A 13,101-nucleotide genomic window follows, 5' to 3' on the forward strand; every position below is an offset into this window, starting at 1 on the left:
GCTCGTGGTCCGCCGCTCGTGCGGCTGCGGGGAGCCGGCGGGACGCACGCTGCCGTAGGGGCACCCTTTACATCGGGCCCGCACCCCCGGGGGTGCGGGCCCTCTCGCATGCGTCAGCGGATCAGGCCGCCTTCGCCTTGGTCGCGTACATGTCGACGTACTCCTGGCCGGACAGCCGCATCACCTCGGCCATCACGGAGTCCGTCACCGCCCGCAGCACATAGCGGTCGCGGTCCATGCCCTCGTAGCGGGAGAACTCCATCGGCTCACCGAAGCGCACCGTGACCTTGCCCGGCCGGGGCAGGCCCGAGCCGCCCGGCTGGAGCTTGTCCGTGCCGATCATCGCGAACGGCACCACCGGCGCACCCGTCATCAGCGTCAGCCGCGCGATGCCCGTACGGCCCCGGTAGAGCCGGCCGTCGGGGGAGCGGGTGCCCTCCGGGTAGATCGCGAAGGCCCTGCCCTCCTCCAGCACCCGCCGGCCCGTCATCAGCGCCGCGACACCGCCGCGCCCGCCGTCGCGGTCCACCGGGATCATGCCCACGCCCGTGAAGAACCAGGCCATCAGCCGGCCCTTGAGGCCCTTGCCCGTGACGTACTCGTCCTTGCCGATGAAGAACACCGGACGGTCGCAGCAGATCGGCATGATCATCGAGTCGATGAAGGTCAGGTGGTTGCCCGCGAGGATCACCGGCCCGGTGCCCGGGATGTTCTCGATGCCCTCCATCCGGGGACGGAACATCAGGCGCAGGATCGGTCCGAGCACTGCCTTGATGAGTGCGAGTCGGGACAACGCTTCCTCCGGTGTAGTGGCCGGGCCCGGCCGAGGCGACGGATTGAGAAGGTCCTGCAGGTGAGGACCATACTCGCGGGTACTCGCTGATCGCACATCGGGTTCACGCATCGGATACGGCGTGTTGACATGTGTTCGCGCCATGTTCGTCCAGGTGCCGCCCTCGGTACCGCCGTTCTGCCTACGCTCGGTCCTCGCTCGACAGGTGCCGTACATCACATGCGAGGAGCATTCATGACAGAGCGTGCGCAGGCCGCGCCGGGACGACGGACCGTCATCGGGGCGGGGGCGGCGGTCCTCGGTACCGCCGCCCTGGGCGTCACCACGACGGCGCAGGCGGCCGACCGGTCCGGCGGCCACGGCGGCGGCCGCCGTCTCGACCTGCCGGTCCCGACGGTCATCGGCCACCGGGGCGCCAGCGGCTACCGTCCCGAACACACGCTGGGCTCCTACCAGCTCGCCCTCGACATGGGCGCGCACATCATCGAGCAGGACCTCGTCCCCACCCGGGACGGCCACCTCGTATGCCGTCACGAGAACGACATCACCGCCACCACCGACGTCTCCGCGCACCCCGAGTTCGCGAGCCGCAGGACCACCAAGACCGTCGACGGCGTCTCCCTCACCGGATGGTTCACCGAGGACTTCACCCTCGCCGAGCTGAAGACGCTGCGCGCCAAGGAGCGCATCCCGGCCAACCGCCAGAAGAACACGCTCTACGACGGCCGCTGGGAGGTCCCCACCTTCGAGGAGGTCCTGCGCTGGGCCGACCGCGAGGGCCGCCGCCGCGGAAAGCCCGTCTGGCTGTACGTCGAGACCAAGCACCCCACCTACTTCCGGGGCCTCGGACTCGGCCTGGAGGAGCCGCTCGCCAAGCTGCTGCGCCGCTACGGCCGGCACCACGCGCAGGCCCCGCTGATCCTCCAGTCCTTCGAGCCCGGCAGCGTCCAGCGTCTGGCGCGCCTCGTCGCCACCCCGCGCATCGTCCTGCTCTCCGGCGCGGGCACCCGGCCCTGGGACTTCCAGGCGTCCGGCGACCCGCGCACCACGGACGACCTGGTGAAGCCGGCCGGCCTGAAGTGGATGGCCTCCTTCGCGCAGGGCATCGGCCCCACCCTGGACCTGATCATCCCCAAGGACGCCGCGGGCCGGCTCGCCGAGCCCACCACGCTGGTGCGCGACGCCCACGCGCAGGGCCTCGTCCTGCACCCGTACACCATGCGCAACGAGAACACCTTCCTGCCCGCCGACTTCCGGCGCGGCACCGACCCCAGCGCGTACGGGGACGCGTTCGGCGCCTTCGCCGCGTACTTCGCGACCGGGATCGACGGGATCTTCTCCGACAACCCGGACACCGCCCTGCTCGCGGCGGCGGACTTCGCGGCGAAGAGGTAGGGCGGCGGACCCGACTCCCCGTCAGCGCCCGGCTTCCGTCACATCGCAGGGGAGTCGGGTATGTCACAGGGGAGTTTGGGTCCCATCCGTTCCCGTCGCCTTGGATGTCTGCGCAGAATGCTCGCGGCGGAGGTTGTCGCTCCTGGACCGTGGGAAAGGAGCAGTGGACAACCGGCGGATCAGGTGAGCGGGAGGCATGCGCACATGGGTATGAGCGTGATCATCTCGGCGGCGGACGCGCAGGACGCCGAAGAGATTCTGAAGCTTCAGTACCTCTGTTTCCAGAGCGAGGCGGAGCTGTACGGCAATTACCGCATCGACCCGCTCGTCCAGACCCTCGACTCGGTCCGCGCCGAGATCGCGGAGAACCTGGTCTACGTGGCACGGCTCGGCGACGAGGTCGTCGGCTCGGTGCGGGGCTCGGCGGACCAGGAGGGCACGGGCCGGATCGGCAGGCTCTGCGTCCACCCCCGCCTCCGCGGCCACGGCCTCGGCGCCCGGCTGCTGCGGGCGGCGGAGGCGGGCCTCGCCGGCGAGCGCGCCGCCACCCGCTTCCGGCTGCACACCGGCCACCGCAGCGAGGGCAACCTGCGGCTCTACCGGCGCGCGGGATACGCCGCCGTGGGCAACGCCACCGGCGACGACGGGGTCATGATGATCCTGCTGGAGAAGGAGGCCCCGGCCTCGACGGCGTACGTGACCAGCGCATAGCCGTACGCGCGCCGCGCCCCGCCGTCACGCGGTCCGGGCGCGGCGCAGCCACATCATCCCGGTGACCGGCAGGATCACCGGGATGAACAGGTAGTCCCGGCCGCAGTACGACCACACGGTCGCGTCGGCGAACGCGGACGGCTCCACCAGCGTCCACGTCCCCACGATCAGCACCCCGACGAGTTCCGCGGCGCAGCACACCAGTGCCGTCCGGCGCGCCCGCTCGCCGCCGCGCACCAGCGAGTACGTGATGAAGCCGTAGACGAGCGCGGCGACCGCCGAGAGCACGTAGGCCAGGGGCGCGCGGCCGAAGTCCAGGATCATCTGGACGATCGAGCGGGACGCCGCCGCCACGGTGAACACGCCGTAGAACCAGACCAGGACGCGGCCGGGACCGGTGCCGAGGTCGAAGGGGCGCTTCTCGCCGCCGGCCGTCGCCGGCGTGATGTCGGTGTCGGTCACGGTCAGCTTCCCCAGATGTCGTAGAGCCGTACTTCGAGGACGGCCAGGACGACCGCGCCCGCGGCCACCGTCACCGAGCCCCAGCGGGTCCGCTCGCTCAGCGACAGGAACCCCGCCGCCGGCACGGCGAGGAACGCCCCGGCCAGATAGGCGATGAAGATGGTCATGCCCTGCTCGGGCCGCTCGCCGCGGGCCAGCTGCACGATCCCCGTCACCAGCTGCGCCAGGGCCAGCAACGAGACGACGGCCATGCCGATGAAGTGCCAGTCCTTGGTGGGCTGGTCCCGGTAGGCGGCGTATCCGCACCAGGCGGCGAGGGCGAGGGCGGCCGCGGCGACCGCGACCGTCAGGGCGTCGAGCATGAGCCGAGGGTATTACGGGGCGCCGGGCCGGCCGCGTGCGCCCCCGCGCCGGTGAGGACCGGTGGGCCGGGCTCGCTGCCGGAGGCGGGCCTCGGACAGGCGATCGTGGCCTTGACCACAGCGCGCGCCGCTTCCCGGCCGCCCCGCGAGCAGGGGCATCGGCCGCACGTCGGCCGCATCAGTGCAGGTCAGAGCGGTGTGGCCGGAAAAGGCCAGCCGATGTGCGCCGGTCGCGCCGCACCACCCAGCGCTGTCCGCTATCCGGACAATCGGTCCAGGCGGAACCTCACATCTGTTTTACTTGTGCCCATGACCACGACGAGCAGCCGCACCCTTGCGACCGAGGCGATCACGACGCCCGGTGCTCGTTGTATGTGTCGAATGCGCGCCTTCTGAGGGCCCACGACCGAGCCTCGCGCCCCGAAGCGAGACCACTTCCCCGGCCGTCCGCACCCAGTGGAACGAGCCCGCACGGGCCCCGGCCCGCGGTGACCGCCGCGCCCGGCCGCCCCGGGAAACCGCTCGGAACGTCCGATCGAAACGTCCGGATCACCCCCGGGCGCATGCCCCGTGCCCGGCGGACACCGCGCCGCGCACTCGACAGTGACGGAAACCCCTGTGATCACCACGACGGGCCTCACGAAGGTCTACCGGTCGCGCGACCGAGAGGTCACCGCCCTGGACGGCGTCGACCTGCACGTACGCGAAGGTGAGGTGTACGGCGTCATCGGCCGCAGCGGCGCCGGCAAGTCCTCCCTGATCCGCTGCGTCAACCTCCTGGAGCGCCCCACCTCCGGCACCGTGACCGTGGCCGGACAGGACCTCACCGCCCTCGCGGGCCGGGGCCGGCGGGCCGACAAGGAACTGCGCGAGGCGCGCAGCCGCATCGGCATGGTCTTCCAGCACTTCAACCTGCTGGCCTCCCGCACCGTGCAGCGCAACATCGAACTCCCGCTGGAGATCCTCGGCGTCACCGGCCGCGAGCGCTCCCGCAAGGCCCTCGAACTCCTCGACCTGGTCGGCCTCGCCGACAAGGCGAAGTCCTACCCCGGGCAGCTCTCCGGCGGCCAGAAGCAGCGCGTCGGCATCGCCCGCGCACTCGCCGGCGACCCCAAGGTGCTCCTCTCCGACGAGGCGACCTCCGCCCTGGACCCCGAGACCACCCGCTCCATCCTCCAGCTCCTGCGCGACCTCAACCAGCAGCTCGGGCTCACCGTCCTGCTCATCACGCACGAGATGGACGTCGTCAAGACGATCTGCGACTCCGCCGCGCTGATGCGGGGAGGCCGCATCGTCGAGTCCGGCACCGTCGGGGAACTGCTCGCCACCCCCGGCTCCGAGCTGGCCCACGAGCTGTTCCCGGTCGGCGGCACCGCGTCCGCGCCCGACCGCACCGTCGTCGACGTCACCTTCCACGGCGAGGCCGCCGCCCGCCCGGTGATCTCGCAGCTCTCCCGTACGTACAACATCGACATCTCGATCCTGGGCGCCGCGATGGACACCGTCGGCGGCAGGCAGATCGGCCGGATGCGCATCGAGCTGCCCGGCCGGTTCGAGGAGAACGTCGTCCCGATCGGCTTCCTGCGCGAGCAGGGCCTGCAGGTCGAGATCGTCGACGCCGAACCCGCCCCCGCACCGCTCACCGAGGAGGTGGCCAAGTGACCTGGTCCGAAATGCAGCCGCTGCTGACGCAGGGCACCGTCGACACCCTCTACATGGTGCTGTGGTCGGCCCTCGTCACCGTCCTGGTGGGCCTGCCGCTCGGCGTCCTCCTCGTCCTCACCGACAAGGGCGGCCTGCTGCAGAACACCCCGGTGAACAAGGTCGTCGGCGTGATCGTGAACATCGGCCGCTCGCTGCCCTTCATCATCCTGCTGATCGCCCTGATCCCCTTCACGACCTGGGTCGTCGGCACCTTCATCGGCCCCACCGCGATGATCGTGCCGCTCGCCGTCGGCGCCATCCCGTTCTTCGCCCGGCTCGTCGAGACGGCGGTGCGCGAGGTCGACCACGGGCTCGTCGAGGCCGTCCAGTCCATGGGCGGCTCCATCCCGACGATCGTCCGCAAGGTCCTCCTCCCGCAGGCCCTGCCGTCCCTCGTCTCCGGTATCACCACCACCGTCATCGTGCTCATCGGCTACTCCGCGATGGCCGGCGCGGTCGGCGGCGAAGGACTCGGCTCCAAGGCCGTCACCTACGGATTCCAGCGCTTCGACAACCGCTTCATGCTGATCACCGTCGCGCTGCTGATCGTCATCGTGACCCTCGTCCAGCTGATCGGCGACCTCGCCGTCCGCCTGCTGGCCCGCCGGGGCCGCACCTCCTGACTTCTCCTCCCCACCAAGCCCGCACTCCTTGTCCGGGCGCACCACCATCACCACCTGAAAGAGGCACTTTTCGTGCGTACCACCATCAAGATCACCGCCGCCGCCGCGGCCACCACCGCCCTCGCCCTCGGCCTCACCGCCTGCGGCACGGACTCCGACCCGGCGTCCAAGAGCGGCACCGCCGCCGACAGCTCCAAGGCCCTCGTCGTCGCCGCGTCCCCGACGCCGCACGCCGACATCCTCGGCTTCGTCAAGAAGAACCTCGCCGACAAGGCCGGCCTCAAGCTGGAGGTCAAGGAGTTCACGGACTACGTCCTGCCGAACACCGCCACCGAGACCGGCCAGGTCGACGCCAACTTCTTCCAGCACCAGCCCTACCTGGACGACTTCAACAAGAAGAACGACACCCACCTGGTCTCCGTCGGCACCGTCCACCTGGAGCCCCTCGGCCTCTACTCCAAGAAGGTCAAGGGCCTCGACGGCATCAAGGCCGGCCAGACCATCGCCGTTCCCAACGACACCACCAACGAGGGCCGCGCGCTCCAGCTGCTCGCCGAGAACAACCTCATCACCCTCAAGGACGGCGTCGGCACCAGCGCCAAGCTGAGCGACATCACCGACAAGAAGGGTCTGGAGTTCAAGGAGCTGGAGGCCGCCACGGTCCCGCGCGCCCTGAACGACGTGGACGCCGCCGTCATCAACGGCAACTACGCCATCGAGGCCAAGCTCAAGCCCGCGAAGGACGCCCTCGTCCTGGAGAAGGCCGACGGCAACCCGTACGCCAACATCGTCGCCGTGAAGAAGGGCGACGAGAAGGACGCCCGCGTCCGGAAGCTCATCGAGCTCCTCCACTCCGACGAGGTCAAGAAGTTCATCGAGGACACCTACCAGGGCTCCGTCGTCCCCGCCTTCGGTGAGGCCGCCAAGTCCTGACCCGCACCCGGCACTTGCCCGGTGAGCCCCGCACACCCCGCCCCGGGGGTGCGGGGCTCCGCCGTACGGACCCGGCCATGCACGCCGCCCCCGCGATGCTGCATGCTGTGCATTTACACGGTCTTCGGCATGGAGCTGCGCATGACTTCCACCTTCCCGGACATCTCCATCAGCACGGACCGGCTGGTGCTGCGCCCATTCGACATGGCGGACATCCCCGCGTACATCGAGATGATGAACGACGAGCTCGTCACCGCCTGGACCGACGCACCCCACCCCTACACCCAGGTCGACGCCGAACGCTGGGTGCGCAGAATCGCTCCCGCGCACCGCACCAAGGGCGACGGGATCGCCCTGGCCGTCACCGAGTTCCTCACCCAGCGCCTCGTCGGCTCCGTACGGCTGCGCAACACCGACTGGCGCACCCTCTCCACCGAGGCCGCCTACATCACCGCCCCCTGGGCGCGCGGTGAGGGATACGCCACCGAGGCCGTGCTCGCCGTCGCCCAGTGGCTCTTCCGCGACCAGGGCTTCGAACGGCTCGAACTGCGCACCGCCGCCGACAACACCGCCTCCCAGCAGGTCGCCCAGAAGCTCGGCTGCATCAGCGAGGGCGTCCTGCGCAACGCCCGCATAGCGCGTACCCGGACCGAAAACGGCACGGACGGAGGATGGACCGACATCCGCACCGACCTCATCGTCTGGGGCCTGCTGCCCGAAGACCTCGAAGGCGTCGCCGAACAGCTCGCCGAGGCCGGCGGGTACGGCACCTACAGCGACTGGAACTGACCCGCGCCGGGGCCCCGGCGCCCCGGTGGCGGGGACCGGGTAACCTCACCCTGCCTGCCTCCGGGCAACCCGCCCCGCCTGCGACGACTCCAGGAGAATGACACCAAGATGGCCGACCGGGTCACAGTGATCGGCTGGGACGGCTCACCGCTGACCAGAGCGGCCACCGCCGCGCTCTCGGCCGCGACCCTGGTCGCCGGAGCCGCCCACCACCTCGCGCTGCCGGAGGTGCCGCAGGGGGCCGAACGCGTCCGCCTCGGCTCGGTCGACCTCGCCGCCCGCCGCATCGCCGGCCACCGCGGCAGCGCCGTCGTCCTCGCCGACGGAGACCCCGGCTTCTTCGGCGTCGTCCGCACCCTGCGCGCCCCCGAACACGGCCTGGAGGTCGAGGTGGTCCCCGCGGTCTCCTCCGTCGCCACCGCCTTCGCCCGCGCCGGCATGCCGTGGGAGGACGCCCAGACGGTCGTCGCCCACCCCCGCACCCTGCGCCGCGCCGTGAACGTCTGCCGCGCCCACCACAAGGTCGCCGTCCTCACCTCGCCCGGCGCGGGGCCCGCCGAACTCGCCCTGCTCCTCGAAGGCGTCCACCGCACCTTCGTCATCTGCGAGGAGCTGGGCACCGACCGCGAACAGGTCACCGTCGTCACCTCGGACACCGCCGCCGACCACGTCTGGCGCGACCCCAACGTCGTCATCGTCATCGGCGGCGGCCCCGAGCGGCAGGAGGGCGCCTGGATCGCCGGACGCCACCCGGCGTACCCCCAGGGCGTACGCGGCTGGGCCCTGCCCGCCGCGGCCTACCCCGGTCCCGGCGCCCGCCCGTCCGGGGAGAGCGGCGAGGGCGACGGCCCCGTCCTGCGCGCCGCCCAGCTCGCCCACCTCGGCCCCCGCACCGGCGACCTCGTCTGGGACATCGGCTCCGGCGGCGGCGCCCTGGCCGTCGAGGCGGCCCGCTTCGGCGCCGCGGTCCTCGCCGTCGACAGCGACCCCGCCGCCTGCGCCCGGACCGCTGCCGCGGCCCGCGCCTTCGGCGTCCAGCTCCAGGTCGTCGAGGGCCGTGCCCCGCACGTACTGGAGCGCCTGCCCGAACCCGACGTCGTCCGCATCGGAGGCGGCGGCGTGCCCGTCGTCACCGCCGTCGCCGACCGCCGGCCGGAGCGGATCGTCACGCACGCCTCCACCCGCGACGAGGCCGAGGCGCTGGGCGCCGCACTGGCCGGAAACGGCTACACCGTCGCCTGCTCGCTCCTCCAGTCCGTCGAACTCGACCCGACCGCATGGTCGGAGCGCGAACGCACGGTCGTCTTTCTGCTTTCCGCACTGCGTTCGGACCTTGCCCCCTGACCCGTCGGCATACGGTGCGAGGTAGGCTGGCCGATCGTCGCACCGCTCCCGGACGTTCGTCGCTTCGTTCGTCAATGTCCGAAAAGAGGGACCGTTTTGGCCCTCGTTGTGGTACGGCAGCACCCTGGGACGCGCAACGTGGCGCAGTCCACAGCGGGCCGCGGCGAAATGACCTGCCGCGGCGGCGAACGACCGCGAGAATGCAGGATGTCCGCGACCGATTCGTGCCGCGCGGCGCGCCCGCTCGTTCCACTGGACGAGCACCGTGTGCCGTGTCCGGGCGTCCCGGGCGAAGGGCCGAAGGAGCACTGACGATGGGCGAGGGGAACGCATGAGTGACACCGGCCGGATCCCGGGCGAGGGACTGCCGGAGAACGCGGGCACGGTGGAGCAGTCGGGCGTCCCCGCGCCGGACTCCTACACCTACCTCGAACCCTCCGCGCACACCACCGAGGACGAAGACCTCCTGCTGATGCCGAGCGCCCAGGGTGCCTGGGGCGAACCCCAGGCGGCGACCCAGGCCCCGGGCCACTTCGTGGACGCCGCCGCGCAGGGCGCCTACCAGCAGCACTTCCACCCCCAGCCGGCCGACCCGGCGCACGCCCAGGGCCCCGTGCAGCTCCAGGAGCAGGTCCCGGCGTACGCGATGCACCAGGCCGCCGAGCCGCTGCCGGCGGCCGGTCCCGGCGCGCACGAGTTCGGAGGCCGCGATTCCGGCTCCGTCGACCTCGGTGCCGTCCGCGCCCCCTCACCCGCCCCGCAGCCCCAGCCCCCCGTGCGCCGCCCGCTGCACCGCGGCCCGGCCTCTCCCGAGCCGTCCTACGGCGGTACGTCGGGGGCCGGCGTGGTCCGCTCCCTGGCCGACCGGGGCCCGGCCGGAGCCCCCCAGCCCCAGGCGCCCGCGCCTGCTCCCGCCCGCCACGCGGGGCCGGCGACCGCCGAACCCGAGTACTTCGAGCCGCTGCCCGCCGAGCAGCCCCTCCCGGGCCCGCAGCTCGGCGAGATCCCGCCGCAGAACGCCTACCAGTGGACGTCGGCCGCGCCGAGCGCCCTGGAGGCGGTGACGCAGGGGGCGGCAGCAGAAACGGTCGCTCCGGAAGCGGTTGTTCCGGTGGTGGCCGCGGAACAGGCTGCCGCCGACGTCGTGGTGGAGCCCGTCGTGGCTGAGCCCGTCGCAGTGGCACCCGCCGTGGTGGAGCCCGCGCAGGCGGAAGCCGCGCCCGTGGAGCCGGCGGTCGAGGAGCCGGCGGTCGTGGCCGAGGCGCCGACGCCCGAGCCGGAACCGGTCACGGCGGAGGCGGCACCCGCCTTCGAGGCCGCACCGGCCCCCGACGCGGCACCGGCCCCCGAGACGGTGGCGGAGGCGGCAGCGGCGAACGAGGCCGCCGAAGCGGCCGCGGAGCCGGTCACCGAACCGGCCGAGGTCACGGAGCCCGAGTCGGCGCAGGCCGCGGAGCCGGAGGCCGTGGTGGAGCCCGCACCGGTCCCGCAGCCCGAGCCCGTCGAGGTCACGGAGCCCGAGCCGGCGCAGGCCGTGGAACCGGAGGCTGCGGTGGAGCCCGCACCGGCCGCCGAGCGGGAGCCCGCCATCGTGGTGGAGCCCGCACCGGTCCCGCACCCCGAGCCCGCCGAGGTCACGGAGCCCGAGCCGGCGCAGGCCGCGGAACCGGAGCCCGCGGCGGAGCCCGGACCCCTCCCCGTGGTGGAGCCCGCACCGGCCGTGGAGCCGGAACCCGTCGCGGCGGAGCCCGGACCCCTCCCCGTGGTGGAGCCCGCACCGGCCGTGGAGCCGGAACCCGTCGTGGCGGAGCCGGAACCCGTCGTCGTGGCGGTGTCCGAGTCCGTCGCCGTGGTGGAGCCCGCACCGGCCGCCGAGCCGGAGCCGGCCCCCGCGACCGACCCCGCCCCGGTCGCCGAGTACGTCCAGGCCCCGACCCCCGTAACCGCACCCGTGACCGCACCGGCCCCGGCGCAGGACGGTGCTTTCCCGGACGGGGCGCCCTCGGACGTCGCGTCCGTGCCCGAGGCGGACGCGCTGCCGATGTCCCCGCCGGTGGACGCCCCGGCACCGGTCGTCGGGGCGGCCGCCCCGGAGCCGGAGCCCGGCCCCGAGGTCATCGAGACCCCGGACCTGAGCGACGAGGCGCAGCCCGTACAGCCCGAGGCGTCCGAGGAGGCGGCCACGGCGCCCGCCACGCCCCCCGCGCCCGGCTACGACGACGCCGAGCGCGAGGCGGTCCTGCGGGTCATGCGGGAACGCCGGGACATCCGCAACGGCTTCCGCAGCGACCCCATCCCGCACGAGGTGCTGCTGCGCGTCCTGGAGGCCGCGCACACGGCGCCCAGCGTGGGCCACTCGCAGCCGTGGGACTTCGTCGTCATCCGGTCCGCGGAGACGCGCCGCTCGATGCACGAGCTGGCGCAGCAGCAGCGGGAGGCGTACGCCCAGTCGCTGCCGAAGGCCCGGGCGAAGCAGTTCAAGGAACTGAAGATCGAGGCGATCCTCGACACCCCGGTGAACATCGTCGTCACGGCCGACCCGACGCGGGGCGGCCGCCACACGCTCGGCCGGCACACCCAGCCGCAGATGGCCCCGTACTCCTCCGCGCTCGCCGTGGAGAACCTGTGGCTGGCGGCACGCGCCGAGGGCCTGGGCGTGGGCTGGGTCAGCTTCTTCGACGAGCGCGAGATGGTGCGCGCGCTGGGGCTGCCCGAGCACCTGGAGATCGTGGCGTACCTCTGCGTGGGGTACGTGGACGAGTTCCCCGAGGACCCCGAGCTGATGCAGGCGGGCTGGTCGAAGCGGCGTCCGCTGTCCTGGGTCGTCCACGAGGAGACGTACGGCCGCCGCGCCCTGCCCGGCGAGGCGCCGCACGACCTGCTCCAGGAGACGATCTCCAACATCCGCCCGCTGGACGCCAAGGCGCTCGGCGAGGCGTGGGAGCGCCAGAAGCGGATGACCAAGCCGGCCGGTGCGCTCGGCATGCTGGAGATCATCGCGGCGCAGCTGGCGGGGCTCTCCCGGATGTGCCCGCCGCCGATCCCCGAGCCCGCGGCGGTCGCGGTCTTCGCGGGTGACCACGGGGTGCACGCGCAGGGCGTCACGGCGTGGCCCCAGGAGGTCACCGGCCAGATGATCGCCAACATGCTCGGCGGCGGCGCGGTCTGCAACGCGTTCGCCTCGCAGGTGGGCGCCGAGGTGTGCGTGGTCGACGTGGGCGCGGTCGCGGAACTGCCCGCGATGCCGGGCCTGCTGCCCCGGAAGGTACGGGCGGGCACGGCGGACTTCACGACCGGCCCGGCGCTCACCCGCGAGGAGGTCCACGCGGCGATCGAGGTCGGCATCGAGACCGCCCGCGATCTGGTCGCGGCGGGCAACAAGGGCCTGCTGACGGGCGAGATGGGCATCGCCAACACGACGGCGTCGGCCGCGCTGATCTGCGTGTACACGGGGATGGACCCGGCCGAGGTGACCGGCCGGGGCACCGGCATCAACGACGAGATGCACGCCCGCAAGATCGACGTGGTCCGCCGCGCCCTCGAACTCCACCAGCCGGACCCGGCGGACCCGATCGGCGTGCTGGCGGCCGTCGGCGGCCTGGAACACGCGGCGATGGCCGGCTTCCTGCTGGGCGGTGCGTCGCTCCGTACGCCGGTGATCCTGGACGGCGTGAGCGCGGGCGCGGCGGCCCTGGTGGCCCGCGCGATCGCCCCGGAGGCCCTGGCCGCCTGCATCGCAGGCCACCGCAGCGCCGAGCCCGGCCACGTGGCCGCGCTCAACAAGCTGGGCCTGCGCCCCCTCGTCGACCTCGACCTCCGCCTCGGCGAGGGCACCGGCGCCCTGCTGGCCCTCCCGATCGTCCAGAGCGCGGCCCGCGCGATGCACGAGGTGGCGACGTTCGACTCGGCGGGCGTGACGGAGAAGTAGGCGGGGCGGGGGCCGGGGGCACCGACCCCGGCCCCCGCCCCGGTGAGCGAAACCCAG

Annotated in this window: 11 protein-coding genes; 8 read left to right on the top strand and 3 right to left on the bottom strand. The window is 72.8% G+C overall.

Going from position 1 to position 13,101, the window contains the following annotated elements; translation table 11 throughout:
- Positions 1-121: 121 nt before the first annotated feature.
- Complete coding sequence (locus tag ABZ564_RS30445; protein WP_360862413.1) at positions 122-793, bottom strand: lysophospholipid acyltransferase family protein; 672 nt, start codon at positions 791-793, stop codon at positions 122-124.
- Between the two features lie 234 nt (positions 794-1,027).
- Between ABZ564_RS30445 and ABZ564_RS30450 the strand changes: the two genes are divergently transcribed.
- Together ABZ564_RS30450 and ABZ564_RS30455 are read left to right on the top strand one after the other, a co-directional pair.
- Positions 1,028-2,188 carry a glycerophosphodiester phosphodiesterase gene (locus tag ABZ564_RS30450; RefSeq protein WP_360862415.1) on the top strand — a complete coding sequence of 387 codons (1,161 nt, stop codon included), beginning with the start codon at positions 1,028-1,030 and terminating at the stop codon, positions 2,186-2,188.
- Positions 2,189-2,392: 204 nt separating this feature from the next.
- Positions 2,393-2,899, top strand: coding sequence for a GNAT family N-acetyltransferase (locus tag ABZ564_RS30455; RefSeq protein ID WP_360862416.1), 507 nt, complete (start codon positions 2,393-2,395; stop codon positions 2,897-2,899).
- 24 nt (positions 2,900-2,923) lie between these two features.
- Here ABZ564_RS30455 and ABZ564_RS30460 read toward each other — a convergent pair whose 3' ends face one another.
- Together ABZ564_RS30460 and ABZ564_RS30465 are read right to left on the bottom strand one after the other, a co-directional pair.
- Positions 2,924-3,361 carry a hypothetical protein gene (locus ABZ564_RS30460; protein WP_360862418.1) on the bottom strand — a complete coding sequence of 146 codons (438 nt, stop codon included), beginning with the start codon at positions 3,359-3,361 and terminating at the stop codon, positions 2,924-2,926.
- A gap of 2 nt (positions 3,362-3,363) precedes the next feature.
- Positions 3,364-3,723, bottom strand: a complete 360-nt coding sequence (locus ABZ564_RS30465) for a hypothetical protein (RefSeq protein WP_328899294.1) — start codon at positions 3,721-3,723, stop codon at positions 3,364-3,366.
- A 618-nt stretch (positions 3,724-4,341) separates the two neighbouring features.
- Between ABZ564_RS30465 and ABZ564_RS30470 the strand changes: the two genes are divergently transcribed.
- The 6 genes from ABZ564_RS30470 (at position 4,342) to cobT (ending at position 13,044) form a co-directional block, all read left to right on the top strand.
- Complete coding sequence (locus ABZ564_RS30470; protein WP_360862420.1) at positions 4,342-5,385, top strand: ATP-binding cassette domain-containing protein; 1,044 nt, start codon at positions 4,342-4,344, stop codon at positions 5,383-5,385.
- Positions 5,382-6,050 carry a methionine ABC transporter permease gene (locus ABZ564_RS30475; RefSeq protein WP_360862422.1) on the top strand — a complete coding sequence of 223 codons (669 nt, stop codon included), beginning with the start codon at positions 5,382-5,384 and terminating at the stop codon, positions 6,048-6,050. The genes ABZ564_RS30470 and ABZ564_RS30475 overlap by 4 nt, the downstream gene beginning before the upstream one ends.
- Positions 6,051-6,122: 72 nt before the next feature.
- Complete coding sequence (locus tag ABZ564_RS30480; protein ID WP_360862424.1) at positions 6,123-6,983, top strand: MetQ/NlpA family ABC transporter substrate-binding protein; 861 nt, start codon at positions 6,123-6,125, stop codon at positions 6,981-6,983.
- Between the two features lie 102 nt (positions 6,984-7,085).
- The gene (locus tag ABZ564_RS30485; protein ID WP_360862426.1) at positions 7,086-7,772 is read left to right on the top strand and encodes a GNAT family N-acetyltransferase; all 687 of its coding nucleotides are present in this window, start codon (positions 7,086-7,088) and stop codon (positions 7,770-7,772) included.
- A 108-nt stretch (positions 7,773-7,880) separates the two neighbouring features.
- Positions 7,881-9,116, top strand: a complete 1,236-nt coding sequence (cbiE, locus tag ABZ564_RS30490; protein WP_360862428.1) for a precorrin-6y C5,15-methyltransferase (decarboxylating) subunit CbiE — start codon at positions 7,881-7,883, stop codon at positions 9,114-9,116.
- A gap of 331 nt (positions 9,117-9,447) precedes the next feature.
- A complete protein-coding gene (gene cobT, locus ABZ564_RS30495) occupies positions 9,448-13,044 on the top strand; it encodes a nicotinate-nucleotide--dimethylbenzimidazole phosphoribosyltransferase (RefSeq protein WP_360862430.1) in 3,597 nt (1,198 codons plus the stop codon).
- The last annotated feature ends 57 nt before the right edge of the window (positions 13,045-13,101 follow it).

The organism is Streptomyces sp. NPDC019224 (assembly GCF_040632605.1).
In the GTDB taxonomy this organism is placed as follows: Bacteria; Actinomycetota; Actinomycetes; order Streptomycetales; family Streptomycetaceae; genus Streptomyces.